General features: G+C 63.4%; 15 protein-coding genes. 12 read left to right on the top strand and 3 right to left on the bottom strand.

Annotated features, from left to right (window positions below; genetic code table 11):
- Nucleotide 1 precedes the first annotated feature (1 nt).
- Together MPZ60_RS24165 and pyk are read left to right on the top strand one after the other, a co-directional pair.
- Complete coding sequence (locus MPZ60_RS24165; protein WP_034350846.1) at nt 2-781, top strand: CPBP family intramembrane metalloprotease; 780 nt, start codon at nt 2-4, stop codon at nt 779-781.
- A 310-nt stretch (nt 782-1,091) separates the two neighbouring features.
- Entirely contained in the window at nt 1,092-2,528 is a 1,437-nt protein-coding gene (pyk, locus tag MPZ60_RS24160) for a pyruvate kinase (RefSeq protein ID WP_004340286.1), read from the top strand.
- A 157-nt stretch (nt 2,529-2,685) separates the two neighbouring features.
- Here the strand turns inward: pyk and MPZ60_RS24155 are convergent, their stop codons facing one another.
- Genes MPZ60_RS24155 through MPZ60_RS24145 form a run of 3 tightly spaced genes read right to left on the bottom strand, consistent with a single transcriptional unit; the run spans nt 2,686 to nt 4,681 of the window.
- Nucleotides 2,686-3,261, bottom strand: a complete 576-nt coding sequence (locus MPZ60_RS24155; RefSeq protein WP_034350844.1) for a phosphatase PAP2 family protein — start codon at nt 3,259-3,261, stop codon at nt 2,686-2,688.
- A 26-nt stretch (nt 3,262-3,287) separates the two neighbouring features.
- On the bottom strand, nt 3,288-4,043 hold the full coding sequence (locus tag MPZ60_RS24150) for a phosphatase PAP2 family protein (protein WP_034350841.1): 756 nt from the start codon (nt 4,041-4,043) through the stop codon (nt 3,288-3,290).
- Between the two features lie 47 nt (nt 4,044-4,090).
- Nucleotides 4,091-4,681: a phosphatase PAP2 family protein gene (locus MPZ60_RS24145; protein WP_003072465.1), complete on the bottom strand. Its 591-nt coding sequence runs from the start codon at nt 4,679-4,681 to the stop codon at nt 4,091-4,093.
- Between the two features lie 155 nt (nt 4,682-4,836).
- On the opposite strand from MPZ60_RS24145, the gene MPZ60_RS24140 reads away from it, so the two are divergent.
- The 10 genes from MPZ60_RS24140 (at nt 4,837) to MPZ60_RS24095 (ending at nt 15,392) form a co-directional block, all read left to right on the top strand.
- Nucleotides 4,837-5,532, top strand: coding sequence for a response regulator transcription factor (locus MPZ60_RS24140; protein ID WP_034350838.1), 696 nt, complete (start codon nt 4,837-4,839; stop codon nt 5,530-5,532).
- Nucleotides 5,529-6,887, top strand: coding sequence for a histidine kinase dimerization/phospho-acceptor domain-containing protein (locus tag MPZ60_RS24135; RefSeq protein WP_080746046.1), 1,359 nt, complete (start codon nt 5,529-5,531; stop codon nt 6,885-6,887). The genes MPZ60_RS24140 and MPZ60_RS24135 overlap by 4 nt, the downstream gene beginning before the upstream one ends.
- A 130-nt stretch (nt 6,888-7,017) precedes the next feature.
- Nucleotides 7,018-8,082, top strand: a complete 1,065-nt coding sequence (gene fba / locus MPZ60_RS24130; protein WP_004340312.1) for a class II fructose-bisphosphate aldolase — start codon at nt 7,018-7,020, stop codon at nt 8,080-8,082.
- A gap of 213 nt (nt 8,083-8,295) precedes the next feature.
- Nucleotides 8,296-9,972 carry a long-chain-fatty-acid--CoA ligase gene (locus tag MPZ60_RS24125; RefSeq protein ID WP_034350834.1) on the top strand — a complete coding sequence of 559 codons (1,677 nt, stop codon included), beginning with the start codon at nt 8,296-8,298 and terminating at the stop codon, nt 9,970-9,972.
- 261 nt (nt 9,973-10,233) lie between these two features.
- Entirely contained in the window at nt 10,234-10,767 is a 534-nt protein-coding gene (locus tag MPZ60_RS24120) for a cupin domain-containing protein (protein WP_003072476.1), read from the top strand.
- Nucleotides 10,768-10,775: 8 nt separating this feature from the next.
- Entirely contained in the window at nt 10,776-11,654 is an 879-nt protein-coding gene (locus MPZ60_RS24115; protein ID WP_034350832.1) for an alpha/beta fold hydrolase, read from the top strand.
- Nucleotides 11,655-11,659: 5 nt separating this feature from the next.
- Nucleotides 11,660-12,466, top strand: coding sequence for an IclR family transcriptional regulator (locus MPZ60_RS24110; protein ID WP_034351506.1), 807 nt, complete (start codon nt 11,660-11,662; stop codon nt 12,464-12,466).
- Nucleotides 12,467-12,508: 42 nt separating this feature from the next.
- Complete coding sequence (locus MPZ60_RS24105; RefSeq protein ID WP_034350831.1) at nt 12,509-13,309, top strand: aspartate dehydrogenase; 801 nt, start codon at nt 12,509-12,511, stop codon at nt 13,307-13,309.
- Between the two features lie 206 nt (nt 13,310-13,515).
- Nucleotides 13,516-14,514 (top strand): tripartite tricarboxylate transporter substrate binding protein, encoded by a 999-nt coding sequence (locus MPZ60_RS24100; protein WP_034350829.1) that lies wholly within the window; start codon nt 13,516-13,518, stop codon nt 14,512-14,514.
- Between the two features lie 119 nt (nt 14,515-14,633).
- Nucleotides 14,634-15,392 carry a 5'-methylthioadenosine/adenosylhomocysteine nucleosidase gene (locus MPZ60_RS24095; RefSeq protein WP_034350827.1) on the top strand — a complete coding sequence of 253 codons (759 nt, stop codon included), beginning with the start codon at nt 14,634-14,636 and terminating at the stop codon, nt 15,390-15,392.
- Nucleotides 15,393-15,603: the final 211 nt, after the last annotated feature.

Raw genomic sequence — 15,603 nt, 5'->3', positions numbered from 1 at the left:
CATGCCGCAGACCTTTACCCACCTGTCTCATCGCGCTGCGGCCAGGCCACAGTCTGCCGCGCGCATGGGCTTGCTGCTTTGGTTGCTGGGTCTGCCAGGCGTGGTGGCGCTGGCCTGGACGACGCCGCCTGCCTGGCTGGCCGCTCTGGCCAGTGGCGGCTCAGACATTGTGGTCGGCTGGGCCGCGACGGCGGGGTTGAGCGTCCTGCTGGCGCTGAGCGTGGGCCTCGGGGTCCGGCTGGGCCCGAGGCTGGGCTTGAGCGCACCATTGATTCATGCCGTGGCCGAGGGGCGCATGCCCTGGCGCGGCATGCGCGTGCTGAGCCTGCCCGGCGTGGCGGGCGGCGTGATCGGCGCGGCCTGGCTGGTGACGTTGGCCGTGGTCTGGCCCGAGAGCATGTCTTTTGTGGACCCGGTCTACGGCCTGCCGCTATGGCCCAAGCTGCTCTATGGCGCGATTACCGAAGAGTTGCTGTTGCGTCTTGGCATGCTGAGCGCCGTGATGTGGCTGCTGTGGAAGGCCTTTGGCAGCCCCAGGCAGCGCCCGGACTGGCGGCTGGGCTGGGCGGCGATTGCATTGGCTGCCTTGCTGTCCGGCTGCATTCCGGTGTTTCTGGGCTGGACCGTGGTCGGCGAGCTGTCGGCGCCGGTCGTACTGCAGCTGTTGGTGTGTGAAAGCGTCTACGGGTTGCTGGCGGGCATCATGTTCTGGCGCTACGGACTTGAGGCCGCCATGCTCACGCATGTGGTGACCTATCTGCTCTCGCACGGACTGATCTGAGGCCTGCACATTTGAACCTGCCGGGCAAAACTGTTTCGACGCGGTCTTTGATGCGCTGCAGCAGGCGCGCCGATTCGGGCGCGAGTTTCGCTCTTATGCTTCTGAATCAGTAGCTGCAAGCGCTTGAAATATAAACATTTCATGCTTGATATGACCTGAGTTCAATAATGGGCATGCGTAGGCAGCTACTGTTTTTGCGGCCCTTTGGCTGGCTTGTCGGGTGCGGCAGCCGCGTGCAAGATGCAGTCATGTAACCGCATTCGTGCCAGAATTGAAACCCGATTACATTCCATCGCGAGAGAGACATTTCATGCAAGTGAGTCGTGCTACCAAGATCGTCGCCACACTGGGCCCCGCTTCCAGCGATCCGCAACTGCTTGAACAAATGGTGCGCGAAGGCGTGAACGTCGTGCGCCTGAACTTCAGCCATGGCAAGGCGCAGGACCATATCGACCGTGCCACCATGGTGCGCGAGGCTGCCCAGCGTGCAGGCCGCGAAGTGGCCATCATGGCCGACCTGCAGGGTCCCAAGATCCGCGTCGGCAAGTTTGCCGAGGGCAAGGTCATGCTCGAGCCCGGCGAGCGCTTCGTGCTCGATGCATCGCGCACCGAACTGGGCGACATCAACGGCGTGGGCCTTGATTACAAGGAGCTGCCCCGTGACGTGAAGGCCGGCGATGTGCTGCTGCTCAACGACGGCCTGATCGTGCTGACCGTGGACGCAGTGCGCGGTGAAGAGGTACACACCGTCGTCAAGCTGGGTGGCGAGCTGTCCAACAACAAGGGCATCAACAAGCAAGGTGGCGGCCTGACGGCTCCCGCACTGACCGCCAAGGACATGGAAGACATCAAGACCGCGATGTCCTTCCAGGCCGACTACGTGGCCGTGAGCTTCCCCAAGAACGCCACCGACATGGAAATGGCGCGCCAGCTTTGCAATGTGGCCGCTGCCCAGTACGGCCACAAGCCCGGCCTGATCGCCAAGATCGAGCGTGCCGAGGCCATTCCGCGCCTGGAAGAGATTCTCAAGGTCTCCGACGGCATCATGGTTGCCCGTGGCGATCTGGCCGTGGAAGTGGGCAATGCTGCCGTGCCCGCGCTGCAAAAGAAGATGATCCGCATGGCGCGCGACATGGACAAGGTGGTGATCACCGCGACCCAGATGATGGAGTCCATGATCACCAACCCCGTGCCCACCCGTGCCGAAGTGAGCGACGTGGCCAATGCCGTGCTGGACGGCACCGATGCCGTGATGCTGAGCGCCGAAACCGCTGCCGGCAAGTACCCGCTGGAAACCGTGCGCGAAATGGCCGCCATCTGCGCCGCTGCGGAAGCGGCCGAAGACCGCGTCAAGGATGCCGACTTCAGCAACAGCCAGTTCAAGCGTACCGATCAGGCCATCGCCATCGGCGCGCTGTTCACCGCTCATCACCTGGGTGCCAAGGCCATCGTGGCGCTGACCGACTCCGGCTCGACAGCGCTGTGGATGAGCCGTCATCGCATCCATATTCCCATCTACGCTCTGACACCCAAGCTGGCCACGCAGCGCAAGATGGCGCTGTACCGCAACGTGCGCCCTCTGCTGATGGACACCAGCGCCGAGCGCGACATGGCGCTGGACCAGGCCAAGGGCCATTTGCTGGCCCGCGGCATCGTGCAGTCCGGTGATGTCTACGCCATCACCTGCGGAGAGCCCATGGGCCAGCCCGGTGGTACCAATATGCTTAAGATCTGCAGGGTGGAGTGAGCCCCCTGAGCGGCTATGCCGCTTCCCCCCGAGGGGGACGGCATCTTCGCTGCGAGGCGGCTCTTGCTTGATGTCTCTGACTTGAAGCATGCCTCATCAAAAAAGCTGCCAGCGCTTTATGCATAAGCGCTGGCAGCTTTTGTTTTGAGAGCGTGAATCAGCCGAGCAGGGGTTGCAGGCGGCGCTTGAGCTGTTTGCGACGCCGGGCTTGCTGGATCTGCAGGGCGCTGCGCCAGACCAGCACGGCGCTGGCGGCACCGACCAGCATGCCGGCCAGAACGTCCGAAGGGAAATGCACGCCCAGCACCACGCGGCTCAGTGCCACGCTGGTGGCGAGAAGCCATGCGACAACAACCAGCCAGCGCTGGTGTCTGCCCACTCCCAGGTTGATGCCCTGAGCCAGGGCAAAGGCGCCGGCGGCGTGCATGCTGGGAAAGCTGGCGCTGGCACCATGTGCTATCCACTGCATGCCCATGCCCAGTTGCGCCGGCCTGGGCATGGGCAGGCCCCAGCGAATCAGACGGCAGGCCACCCAGGCACATGCCATTGACAGCAAGGCCAGTTGCAGGCTGCGCCGCCAGCCCTTGCCAAGCGCCAGCATGGCGGCAATCACGGGCAGGGCGCACAGGCCGGGCAACCAGTTGGAGGCGAAGCGCGAGGCCTGAATCCACCACAGCGGGCTCTGGGTGTTGGCATTCAGAAAGTGAAATACGGGGGCATCGATAAGCAGCATGAATGGCCTTTGCGTGTGTGCTGCGCTCAGTCCTGGGCAAGCAGCTCGTCGAGGGGCAGGGCTGCATCCGCCGGTGTCTGGTGCGCCAGGCGGCGGGTGGTCAGCAGATCGCAAAACCAGCTGGCCGTCCAGCACAGCCAGGCGGTCCACAGCGTGTGGCTCATGAAGTGGGCACCGCGCATCTGCTGCGCCAGACCCAGGGCCATACCGACCGCAAGGGCAGCGGCAAGCCACAGGCATGCAGTGCGCGGCAGCTCGTGGCGCAGCGCGAAGTAGCCGCTGATGAAGGCAAAGCCCGCCGAGGCATGACCGGCCGGAAAGCAGTGGCCGCCACCGCCATCTATGACACCCCAGGCCCAGTGCGAGACATAGTGGCCCACGCCGCCGAAGTCGGCGAGGTCCCAGGGGCAGCTGGTCACGCTGATGCGTTTCATCAGCGCCATGATGATGAGCGAGACCAGTGCGCCCACGACCAGTTGTATCCGGCGTGGGTAAGACACTTTTCGCATCCAGCCTATGGGCCACCAGATCATCAGGCTCAGCCCCATGACGATGGCCCAGGCCAGTTTGCGCGCACCTTCATGGGCAATGTTGACCATGAACCAGTCGTTCTGCAGGGCAAAGCCCTGGCTGCTGCCAAACCAGTGCGCCATGGGCATGTCAAGGCTGCTCATGTCCCAGGCCAGTACGCAAGCCAGGGCAATGACAGTCCAGCTCAGCAGGGCTGGAGCGGAGGCTTGGCGAAGAGGAGGGAGGGGGCGCGAGGGGGCGGACGACTTCATGTCCGCCACGATAGAAAGCGCTGCTTAACAAGCGCTTAAGAGCAGGCTCAGCCCTGGGCCGCCCATGCGCCGCGCAGGCGCTTGAGATGCGGCACGACGCGCAGATGACGGCGGCGGCGCAGCTGGAAGGCGATGTGCCAGACGATGAGCGCGCCGCTGATGCCTACCAGCGCGCCGGCCATCAGATCGGACGCAAAGTGCACCCCCAGATGGACGCGGCTCCAGGCGATGCCGATGGCGGCTATCCAGGCTAGCCAGACAAGCGGCTTGCGGTGGCGGGTTGCGCCCAGGCTGAGGGCCATGGCCAGGGCAAAGGCTCCGCTGGCATGCAGGCTGGGAAAGCCGGCACGTCCTCCATGCTGAATCCATAGCGTACCCAGATTGAGCTGGAACGGGCGCGGGGCCGGGAAGCCCCAGCGTATGAGTCTGGCGATCAGCCAGGCCGTGGCCATGGACAGCAGCAGCATCAACATGGTGCGGCGTGTTGCCGGTGAGCCGAACACCAGGGCGATGAGGACAAGAATGCCGCTGAGATTGGGCAACCAGGCCGAGAGTGCACGTGCCAGCTGGATGCTGAACCAGTGCGTCTGGGCATCGGCATTGAACAGCGCAAACAGAAATGGATCGAAGAAGAACATGAAGGCGCTGCGGCAGATTGCGGCAATGGAAGGTGGCCGATGTTAAAGCGAAATGCTGGCTTGCGGATGTCAAGCCCATGAGCGATCAGGGGAGGTGGTTGCCGGCGTTGACCAGCCAGTTGAGCGGATTGCGGATTGCCGCGCACAATGCGTGCATGCGAATTCTGGTGGTCGAAGACAACGAAGGCATTGCAGCAGGGCTGCGAACCAATCTCATGCAGCGCGGCTATGCGGTGGACGTGTGCGCCAGCGTGGCCGAGGCCTGGCATGCCCTGAGTGCCGAGCGCTTCGATGCCGTGTTGCTGGACCTGGGTCTGCCCGACGGTGATGGCAGCGAGGTCGTGCGCCGCCTGCGTCTGCAGACAGGACGGCCCGGTGCGCCGCAACTGCCCGATCCGGCCACGCCGGTGCTGATCCTCACGGCACGCGATCAGGTGCAGGACCGGGTCGCGGGGCTCAATCTGGGCGCCGATGACTATCTGGTCAAACCCTTTGACATGGACGAACTGGAGGCACGCTTGCGCGCCATGATGCGCCGCGCGGCCGGTCAGGCATCGCCGGTGATCCGCCATGCAGATCTGGAGGTGGACCCGGCTACCCGCACCATCAGGCAGGCGGGGCAGAAGGTGGAGGTATCACCGCGCGAATTTGCCGTGCTCTGGGCCTTGTTGCTTGCGCGCGGGCGGGTGCTGTCGCGCCCGCAAATCGAGGAGCATCTCTACAGCTGGGGCGATACGGTGGAGAGCAATGCCGTGGAGGTCTATGTCCACCATCTTCGCAAGAAGCTGGGCCAGAAGATCATTGTGACCATGCGCGGCGTGGGCTACTTCATGCCGCAGGAGCAGGAATGAAGGCCATGCCGCAGACCGGCATGCGCCGCAGCTCGCTGCAGCTGAATCTGCTGGCCTGGATGCTGGGCGCGCTGGCGCTGGTCTGGGGCAGCTTCGTCATCTGGGGCTACCAGACCGGAGTGCACGAGGCCGATGAGCTGACCGACGGACACCTGGCCGGAGTGGCCGCGCTGACCTTGAACTGGCATGTGCAGGACGATGTGCCGGCCGGAGAGACCACGGCTGTCCAGCCGCCTGCAGGCCTGCACGCCCACGACTATCAGGAGTCGCTGAGCGTGGTGCTCTGGAATGCGCAAGGCCTGCTGATATCGCGCACCGGACAGGCGCCCTTGCCGGACTTCGACATCGAGCAGGGCTTTGCCACGATTGGTGCGGATGAACGCAAGGCCTGGCGCAGCTATACCCAGTGGAGCCACGACAAAACTGCCAAGGTCACGGTGATGATCGACCTGGCCGAGCGCGACAGTCTGGCCGACGACATCGCCATGCAGATGATAGAGCCGGGATTCTGGCTGCTGCCCGTGATCGTGATTGCGCTGGGTGTGGCCATGCGCCGCGGCATGCGTCCTCTCAATCAGCTCACGCAACGCGTGGAGGCGCTGGATCTGGGCCGTGACCAGCGCCTCTCCGATGCCCATGTGCCGCGCGAGCTCTCGCCCATGGTCAGCTCGATCAACACCTTGCTCGACCGCCAGCAGGAGGCATTGGAGCGCGAGCGCAATCTGGCCAATGAAGTGGCCCATGAACTGCGCACGCCGCTGGCTTCCATCGCTTTGCAGGCCCAGGCGCTGAAGACGGAGGGGCAGGCCGATACCGCTGTCATGCAGGCCGCGCTGCAGCGCATCGGTCAGGACGCCCTGCATGCCGGCCATGTGCTCGATCAGTTGCTGACCCTGGCCCGGGCTGGACGCGGCATGCTGGATGCGCCTTTGCAGACCGTGAACTGGGCCGATGTGGTGCGCAATGTGGCGGCGGCGCAGGCCCAGCATGCCTGGCAGCGTGAAGACATGATCTCCGTGGACGCCCCGCAGGAGCTGCCGGTGCGCGGCAATGCGCTGCTGCTCGATTCGGCCCTGCGCAATCTGGTGGAAAACGCCGTGCGCCACACGCCGACGGGCACGCAGATCGAGGTGCAGGCCGGCCTTGACAGCGTCCAGGAACGGGCCTGGGTGCAGGTCTGCGATGACGGCCGACGTGATGCCGCACCGGACCATGTGCCGCCCGTGGACAGCCTGCATCTGGGTCATGAAATCGTCAGCCGTGTCATGCAGGCCCATGGCGGGCGCTTCATGGTGGCCGAGGCGCCGCAAGGCTTCACCACCTGCTATCGCATGGAATTACCGCTAGCCGGTTAAAATGCCCGGTTACTAAGCGGTTACCGAAGTGTGGCCGCTGGTCTTTCCCCGGGCCACAGCTGTCGTGCGGCGCACTGCAGTGATTCATCGCCGGGGGCGTTGCCTCTCAAAACTTTGAACGGAACCCACCATGCCTTTGATCTCGATGCGCGAAATGCTGGACCATGCTGCTGAAAACGGCTATGGCATCCCCGCCTTCAACGTGAACAACCTGGAGCAGGTCCAGGCCGTGATGTCGGCGGCTGACGAAGTCGGCGCGCCCGTGATCCTGCAGGCCAGCGCCGGTGCCCGCAAGTACGCCGGTGAGCCCTTCATCAAGCACCTGATCCAGGCGGCTGCCGAGATGTATCCCCACATCCCCCTGGTGATGCACCAGGACCACGGCACCACGCCTGAAGTCTGCCAGGGCGCGCTGAACCTGGGCTTCGGCTCGGTAATGATGGACGGCTCGCTGATGAGCGACGGCAAGACACCTTCGTCCTTCGACTACAACGTGGACGTGACCCAGAAGGTGGTGGCCATGGCCCACCAGATCGGCGCCACCGTGGAAGGCGAGCTGGGCTGCCTGGGCAACCTCGAAACCGGCGAAGCCGGCGAAGAAGACGGCATCGGTGCCGAGGGCAAGCTGGACCACAGCCAGATGCTGACCGACCCCGAAGAAGCTGCCGTGTTCGTCAAGGCCACCCAGCTGGATGCGCTGGCGATCGCCATCGGCACCAGCCACGGCGCCTACAAGTTCAGCCGCAAGCCCACAGGCGACATCCTGGCGATCTCGCGCGTCAAGGAAATCCACGCCCGCATCCCCAACACCCATCTGGTGATGCATGGCTCCTCTTCCGTGCCCCAGGAGCTGCTGGCCATCATCAACCAGTACGGCGGCAAGATGAAGGAAACCTACGGCGTGCCCGTGGAAGAGATCCAGGAAGCCATCAAGTACGGCGTGCGCAAGATCAATATCGACACCGACATCCGTCTGGCGATGACCGGCGCCGTGCGCAAGTTCCTGGCCGAGAACCCCGACAAGTTTGACGCCCGCGAATGGCTCAAGCCTGCACGCGAAGCGGCCAAGCAAGTCTGCAAGGCCCGCTACATCGAGTTCGGCTGCGAAGGCCAGGGTGCCAAGATCAAGGGTTACAGCCTGGAGCAAATGGCCAAGAAGTACGCCGCCGGCGATCTGGCCCAGCTGGTCAAGTGAACTCAAGTTTGATAGCTGTCAGCGCTTTTCCAGTAAGCACTGGAGGCTGAAAACACTCAAAGCCCGCAGCCTGGTGCCTGCGGGCTTTTTTCATGGGCTTTGACTTCTGTTACCAAGGTGACCCGGCTTGTTTCCTAGGGTTACTACAGTATCGAACGATCGTGCTTTTTATCACAATGGCCGGATCAGACGATAAGACACGGAGACAGAAGAATGAGTGACCGTCCTTGGCTGAATGCATATCCAGAGGGAGTTCCTGCGGACATCGATGCGTCCCAGTATCCATCGCTGGTGGCCTTGATGGAAGAGGCATTTGCCAAGCATGCCGACAAGGTGGCCTATTCCTTCATGGGCAAGGAGCTGACCTTCGCCCAGGTCGATGCGCAGAGCAAGCTCTTTGCCGCCTATCTGCAAAGCCTGGGGCTGCAGCGCGGCGACCGTGTGGCGCTGATGATGCCCAATATTCCCCAGTACCCGGTGGCCGTGGCCGGGGTGCTGCGTGCCGGCTATGTACTGGTCAACGTCAACCCGCTCTACACGGCACGCGAGCTCGAGCATCAGCTCAAGGACTCGGGCGCCAAGGCCATCGTCATCATCGAGAACTTCGCCAAGACGCTGCAGGATGGCATGCATGGCAGCGCCGTGCAGCACATCGTGCTCTGTGCCATGGGCGACGAGCTGGGGCTTTTGAAGGGCATGCTGGTCAATTACGTGGTGCGCTCCGTCAAGAAGCTGGTGCCGCCCTTCAGCCTGCCCGGTGCCGTGCGCTTCAAGGATGCACTGGCCAAGGGGCGTGGTGCGACCTTGAACGCGCCGGTGCTCAAGGCCGACGACATGGCGCTGCTGCAATACACGGGTGGCACCACCGGCGTGAGCAAGGGTGCTGTGCTGCTGCACCGGAACATCATCGCCAACGTGCTGCAGTCCGAAGCCTGGAACGAGCCTGCCATGAAGAAGGTGCCGGCCGGCGAACAGCCCACCAGCATCTGCGCGCTGCCGCTCTATCACATCTTCGCGTTCACGGTGAACATGATGCTGGCCATGCGTACTGGCGGCAAGACCGTGCTGATTCCCAATCCGCGCGATCTCAAGGCCACGCTCAAGGAGCTGTCCAGACATCGTTTCCACAGCTTTCCGGCCGTCAACACCTTGTTCAACGGACTGGCCAACCACCCCGACTTCGGCACCGTGGATTGGAGCCACCTCAAGGTCTCGGTGGGCGGCGGCATGGCCGTGCAGAGTGCCGTGGCCGAGCTGTGGCTCAAGAAGACCGGCTGCCCCATCTGCGAGGGTTACGGCCTCTCGGAGACCAGTCCCTCGGTGACCTGCAATCCGGTCACGGCCACGGCTTACTCGGGCACCATAGGTGTGCCCCTGCCCAGCACCTATGTGAAGCTGGTCGGCAGCGACGGCCAGGACGTGAGCGAGCCGGGTCTGCCCGGTGAAGTCGCCGTGCTGGGCCCGCAGGTCATGGCCGGCTATTGGCAGCGCCCCGACGAAACCGCCAAGGTCATGACGGCCGATGGCTACTTCCTCACGGGTGACATCGGTACCATGGACGAGCGCGGCTTTGTGAAGATCGTGGACCGCAAAAAGGACATGGTCATCGTCAGCGGCTTCAATGTCTACCCCAACGAGGTCGAGGACGTGGTCTCCAACTGCCCCGGCGTGCTGGAGTGCGCGGTGGTCGGCGTGCCCGACGAAAAGTCCGGTGAGGCCATCAAGCTCGTCGTCGTCAAGAAAGACCCGGCACTGACCGAGCAGGCCATTCGCGATTACTGCCAAGCCAATCTGACCGGCTACAAGCGTCCGCGCCACATCGTCTTTCGCACCGATCTGCCCAAGACTCCCGTGGGCAAGATCCTGCGCCGGGAGCTGCGCGACGCCTGAGAGTTTTTCATCTTGTCCTTCAAGGCGAGTTCACAGGAGCGCTTGGCGCTCCTTTTTTTATGCCTGTTTTCAGGCTCGTGCCTGTGTGAGCCGGGAGCAAAACGCCACACCGATACCTGTCTCCACCGCAGCAACAAGGAAATGTGCTTGTTGATATCGGGCAAGTCTTCTTATAATTGTTTCGCCAAATGAACCTGGTTTTATTAGTAAAACAAAAAGCAAATCGCTTTTTGTGTTCTACAACGGTTTCAGGAGAGACATATGAGCGAGATCGCACAAGACAACAGCGCCCGTACTTGGGATCGCCCCGAGGGCTCCAGCTTTGAAGACTGGATGAGCACACGCATTGCGCGCTTTGCCACGCGCAAGTACGACTTCGATGCCCTGAAGTTCCAGGCCGACTTTGATCCCAAATACCGCCGCGGCCAGATGCGTTACATCGGCACGGGCGGCACGGGCGTGGCCTCCGACAGCAACACCATTCCGTCGGAAAACTTCACCTTCTCCACCATGGTGATTCCTGCCGGCCATGAAGGCCCTTCGCATCTGCACACCGATGTGGAAGAGGTGTTCTTCGTGATGCGCGGCAAGCTCAAGCTGGTGCTGGAAAAGGACGGCGAGCGTTTCGAGACCATCCTGACCGATCGCGATGTGGTTTCGGTGCCGCCCGGCGTCTACCGCGAAGAGATCAATGTCGGTGATGAGGATGCGCTGATGTGCGTGATGCTGGGCGCTAAAAAGCCCGTCACTCCGACTTATCCGCCCGAGCATCCTCTGGCCAAGATCAAGCGCTGAGCTTCGTCATGCACGAGGATTTGCTGTCGCTGAAACTGCAGCTGCTGCAGACCGGTTTTCCCGAGCGGCTGGTGAAGCTTCCCCAGGGCGCCCAGGTCGCCTGGCGTGAGGCAGGCGACGCCAGCTCCGACTTTGCGGTGGTGCTGCTGCATGGCATCAGCTCCGGGGCTGCATCCTGGCTGGATGTGGCGCTGCAGCTGGCTGACAAAGTGCGTGTCCTGGCCTGGGATGCACCCGGTTATGGCGTGTCGACGCCGCTGGCACAGTCGGCGCCTGCCGATGCCGACTATGCGCAGGCGCTGGCCCAGTCGCTGCTGGTGCTGGGCGTGCGGCGCTGCATTCTGGTCGGGCACTCGCTGGGCGCCCTGATGGCAGCCAGGCTGGCTGCCATGGCCGCACCAGGACTGGTCGAGCAACTGGTTCTCATCAGCCCGGCGGGCGGCTACGGCGCTGAGGCCAAGGCCGAGCAGCAGGCCAAGGTGCGCGAGGGCCGGCTGGCGGCTCTGGCAGAGAAGGGCGTCGCCGGTCTGGCGGCCGTCATCGACCAGCGTCTGGTGTCCTCCGAGGCTCCTGAAGTCGTGCGTGCATGGGTGCGCTGGAATACGGCGCGCATGCAGCCGCAGGGCTATGCGCAGGCGGTCGAGCTGCTTTGCGGCAGCGATCTGGCACAGGCACGGGGCAGGCTTGACATGCCGGTCGAGGTTTGGGTCGGCGAGCACGATGTGGTGACTACACCTGCAGCTTGCAAGTCCTGGTCCGAAATGCTGGGCGCGCACTACGGTACGCTTGCGGCTGCCGGTCATGCTTCACCCGTGGAACAACCAATGGAGGTCGCGCATAGGCTGGCATCTTTGTTGAACCAAAGCTATTGCCCCAATACCAGCTGATTGCCATGAGCGAAACCTCCGAGATTTCAACCAACGAACAAGACCGTTACACCGTACCAGCTCTGGACCGAGGACTGCGCCTGCTGGCCTGCTTTGGCCCGGCGCAACCGGTCTGGAGCGCGCCCGAGCTGGCGCGCAGCCTCGAGCTGCCGCGCTCCACGGTGTTTCGCATGTTGACCACGCTTGAAAACTCGGGGTATCTGCAGCGCAGCGGCACCGAATACCGGCTCGGTCTGGCCGTGCTGCGCCTGGGCTATGACTACCTGTCCACCCAGCCGCTGGCGCAACTGGCCGAGCCTGTGCTGCAGGCCTTGTGCGATGAGCTGGGCATGACCAGCAATCTTGCATTGCGCGACGGCACTTCCGTGGTCTATGTGGCACGCGTCACTCCGTCCGGAGCATTCCAGGGCGCTGTGCGCGTGGGTTCGCGTCTGCCGGCGCATGCGACGGTGCTGGGACGAGCCCTGTTGCATGACATGGACGGCGCGCAGCTGCGCTCGGTGTTTGGCGGCGAGGAACTGCCCCAGTTCTCCGAGAGCACGCCGCGCAATGTCGACGAGCTGCTGCGCCTGCTGGCCGAGGATCGCGAGCGTGGTTATGCCATGGGCGAGGGCTTTTACGAGCCTGGCGTTTCCAGTATTGCAGCGCCGGTGCGCGCCGCAGACGGGCAGGTGGTTGCGGGGCTGGCCATGGCCATTCCGTTTACCGAGCTGGGGCCCGAAAAAACCCAGCTCTGGGTGCAGAAGGTGCAGCAGGCGGCAGAGACTCTGTCCGCCCATTTGCGCCAGCAGCACCCGGACCATTTGCGCTGACCCCGATCACGCCGGGCCAGCGCATTTTTCAGGAGGCTAGAGATGAAAAATATTGCTTTGATTGGCTGCGGCGCGATTGGCTCCAGTGTGCTGGAGCTGTTGAGCGGAGATACCCGGTTGCAAGTGGGCTGGGTACTGGTTCCCGAGATCACGCCAGCCGTGCGCGAGACGGCTGCCCGCCTGGCGCCACAGGCGCAGCTGCTGCAGGCCCTGCCCGGCGATGCGGTGCCGGATCTTCTCGTGGAATGCGCAGGTCATGCAGCCATAGAGGAGCATGTGCTGCCGGCGCTGGCGCGCGGCATTCCTGCGGTCATCGCATCCATAGGTGCCTTGAGCGCACCGGGCATGGCCGAGCGCGTACAGGCTGCGGCCGAGACCGGCAAGACGCAGGCCCAGCTGTTGTCGGGCGCCATCGGCGGCATTGATGCCCTGGCTGCGGCGCGTGTCGGCGGCCTGGACACGGTGCTCTATACGGGCCGCAAGCCGCCCAAGGCATGGAGCGGCACCCCGGCCGAGCAGGTCTGCGATCTGGACGGCCTGACCGAGGCCTTCTGCATTTTCGAGGGTTCGGCGCGCGAGGCCGCACAGCTCTATCCCAAGAATGCGAATGTGGCGGCCACCTTGTCGCTGGCCGGACTGGGGCTGGACAAGACCATGGTGCGTCTGTTTGCCGATCCTGCCGTTCAGGAGAACGTGCACCAGGTCGAGGCGCGGGGTGCATTCGGTGCGATGGAACTGACCATGCGCGGCAAGCCGCTGGCGGCCAACCCCAAGACCTCGGCGCTGACCGTGTACAGCGTGGTGCGCGCCGTGCTCAACAACGTGGCTTCCCTGGCCATCTAACCCGGTACTGACCCGTTCCAGCCATGTGCCGTGCCGGTGGCATCGGTCTTGCTTGCGTGTTTGCAAAAGTGCGCGCCAGCACCACCCATCTGAGCATGGCATCCATGGTGTCATGTCTTTGCCCGCCGGCCTTTGCGCTGCATCAAGCCTGAGGCGCATCGGCCTTTAGCCTTTTTGAAATTTCCGTTCTCCCAGGAGACAAGACCATGCAACGTTCCGCCTTCCTCAAGTCCTGCCTGGCGCTGGCCTGCACCGCTGCGCTCCCCGCCGCCATATCCCCGGCCTTCGCTGCCAGTGCCGCCGAACAGCTGTCCAGCGGTCAGTTCACCATCATTGCGCCGTTCCCCGCCGGCGGAGCGGTGGACATCCTGTCCCGCATCCTGGCCACGGGCCTGACTGAGGAGTACAAGCAGGCCTCCATCGTCGACAACCGCCCCGGTGCCAACGGCAACATCGGCATCGACATGGTCAAGCGCGCCAAGCCCGATGGCCATACCTTGCTGGTCGTGCCTCAGGGCAACCTGACCATCAATCCCACGCTGATGCCCAAGCTGCCCTACAACGTGTTCGGCGACTTCGTGCCCGTGGCCTCCATGGGGCGTGCGGCCAATGTCATCGTCGTCAATCCCCAGGTACCAGCCAAGACCATCCAGGAGCTGGTGGCACTGTCCAAGTCCAAGCCCGATTCGATCAGCTATGCCTCGCCCGGCGTGGGCTCCAGCCTGCACCTGGCCGGCGAGTTGTTCAAGGACAAGTCGGGTGCCGACATCATGCACGTGGCCTACAAGGGCTCGGGGCAGGGCCTGAACGATGCCCTGGGCGGTACCATCCCCATGCTGATCGCCAACATGCCCACCGTGCTGCCCCATGTGCAGTCGGGCAAGCTACGCGCCCTGGCCGTGACCGATGCCACGCGCTCGAGCTTCCTGCCCAATGTGCCGACACTGGCGGAGGCTGGTGTTCCGGGTATTGCCGTTTCGTCCTGGTATGGCGTGCTGGCTCCGAAGAACACACCGCCCGAAGTGGTCAAGCAGCTGGCCGAGGACATCGACAAGGTCATGAAGACCCAGGCCGCGCAGAACCAGCTCAAGGCCCAGGGCATGACCCCCTGGGTGGTCAAGGGCGATGCCTTTGGCGAGCTGATCCGCAAGGAGACCGCGCTGTGGGCACCCGTGGTCAAGAGCCACAATATCGTGGCGCAGTAAACCGTCATGCTCTAATCGCGCCTCTTGCGCTTCCCACAAAAGCGGCCCAGTGCCGCTTTTGTGCTTTCTTTTGTGCTTTCACCAGGGCCTAGAGGCCCATGTTCGGAGTATCCCCATCCATGACGCTTGCCATTCTCAGCGCTCTTGCCGAAGAACAACACGGCCTGGTCGACGCCATGCAGGACATGCAATGCCTGCGCCATGCCGGACGCGACTTCTGGCTGGGCCGGCTGCACGGGCATGAGGTGGTCTGCGCGCTATCGGGCATAGGCAAGGTGGCCGCCGCCACCACCACCGCCGCGCTGATCGAGCGCTTTGGCGTGCGCGGCATTCTGTTCACCGGAGTGGCGGGCGGCATCGGCGCGGATGTGAACGTGGGCGATGTGGTGATCGCGCGGAGCTTTTTGCAGCATGACATGGATGCCTCGCCGATCTTTCCGCGCTGGCAGTTGCCCGGCTACGGTCGCAGCACCCTGGCCTGCGACGAAGCGGCGACGGACAGACTGGTGCAGGCCGCCGACTCGGCACTGCGCTCCGGCATCGTGGCTTCGTATGCTTCGGCCCGCGTCCATGAGGGCCTGATTGCCAGCGGCGATCAGTTTGTCAGCTCGCGCCAGGCTAGCGCACAGCTCAGAGCCGATCTGGAGGCCGCCGGCCATGCCGTGCTGGCCGTGGAGATGGAGGGCGCTGCCGTGGCCCAGACCTGCCTGGATTACGGCACGCCGTTTACTGCAATGCGCACCATCTCGGACCGGGCGGACGACAGCGCCCATGTGGATTTTTCGGATTTCGTGCGCACGGTGGCAAGCCGCTACGCGCAACGCGTGGTGCTGGACTTTCTGCGCCAGACGCCCGCGAAGAAGCAGGCTGTTTGCTAATCTTTTAATAGCTGTAAACGATTGATAAATATGAGTTTTAAGGTGTTTTAAGGTGTTTTAAGCCTGAACTCATTCACTAATAGGCGCTATAAGCTATTGATATTGATGACTTCGATCCAGCCTGCCGACAACTGCAGGCCGGATACCTTTTGTTGCCCCGTTTTCCTTTCAACCGCGCTTGTCGCGGTTTTTTTACGCCCGTATGTCGCTG

It is taken from the genome of Comamonas sp. 7D-2, assembly GCF_022749555.1.
Classification (GTDB): domain Bacteria; phylum Pseudomonadota; class Gammaproteobacteria; order Burkholderiales; family Burkholderiaceae_C; genus Comamonas; species Comamonas thiooxydans.
This window is presented reverse-complemented; position numbering and strand designations above follow the sequence as displayed.

Bases quoted from the DNA above. Each gene is read 5' to 3' on its own strand.
- MPZ60_RS24100 (WP_034350829.1), top strand. From the start codon at position 13,516: ATGCAACGTTCCGCCTTCCTCAAGTCCTGCCTGGCGCTGGCCTGCACC.
- MPZ60_RS24155 (WP_034350844.1), bottom strand. From the start codon at position 3,261: ATGCTGCTTATCGATGCCCCCGTATTTCACTTTCTGAATGCCAACACC.
- pyk (WP_004340286.1), top strand. From the start codon at position 1,092: ATGCAAGTGAGTCGTGCTACCAAGATCGTCGCCACACTGGGCCCCGCT.
- MPZ60_RS24125 (WP_034350834.1), top strand. From the start codon at position 8,296: ATGAGTGACCGTCCTTGGCTGAATGCATATCCAGAGGGAGTTCCTGCG.
- MPZ60_RS24150 (WP_034350841.1), bottom strand. From the start codon at position 4,043: ATGAAGTCGTCCGCCCCCTCGCGCCCCCTCCCTCCTCTTCGCCAAGCC.
- MPZ60_RS24115 (WP_034350832.1), top strand. From the start codon at position 10,776: ATGCACGAGGATTTGCTGTCGCTGAAACTGCAGCTGCTGCAGACCGGT.
- MPZ60_RS24165 (WP_034350846.1), top strand. From the start codon at position 2: ATGCCGCAGACCTTTACCCACCTGTCTCATCGCGCTGCGGCCAGGCCA.
- fba (WP_004340312.1), top strand. From the start codon at position 7,018: ATGCCTTTGATCTCGATGCGCGAAATGCTGGACCATGCTGCTGAAAAC.
- MPZ60_RS24145 (WP_003072465.1), bottom strand. From the start codon at position 4,681: ATGTTCTTCTTCGATCCATTTCTGTTTGCGCTGTTCAATGCCGATGCC.
- MPZ60_RS24120 (WP_003072476.1), top strand. From the start codon at position 10,234: ATGAGCGAGATCGCACAAGACAACAGCGCCCGTACTTGGGATCGCCCC.
- MPZ60_RS24105 (WP_034350831.1), top strand. From the start codon at position 12,509: ATGAAAAATATTGCTTTGATTGGCTGCGGCGCGATTGGCTCCAGTGTG.
- MPZ60_RS24140 (WP_034350838.1), top strand. From the start codon at position 4,837: ATGCGAATTCTGGTGGTCGAAGACAACGAAGGCATTGCAGCAGGGCTG.
- MPZ60_RS24110 (WP_034351506.1), top strand. From the start codon at position 11,660: ATGAGCGAAACCTCCGAGATTTCAACCAACGAACAAGACCGTTACACC.
- MPZ60_RS24135 (WP_080746046.1), top strand. From the start codon at position 5,529: ATGAAGGCCATGCCGCAGACCGGCATGCGCCGCAGCTCGCTGCAGCTG.
- MPZ60_RS24095 (WP_034350827.1), top strand. From the start codon at position 14,634: ATGACGCTTGCCATTCTCAGCGCTCTTGCCGAAGAACAACACGGCCTG.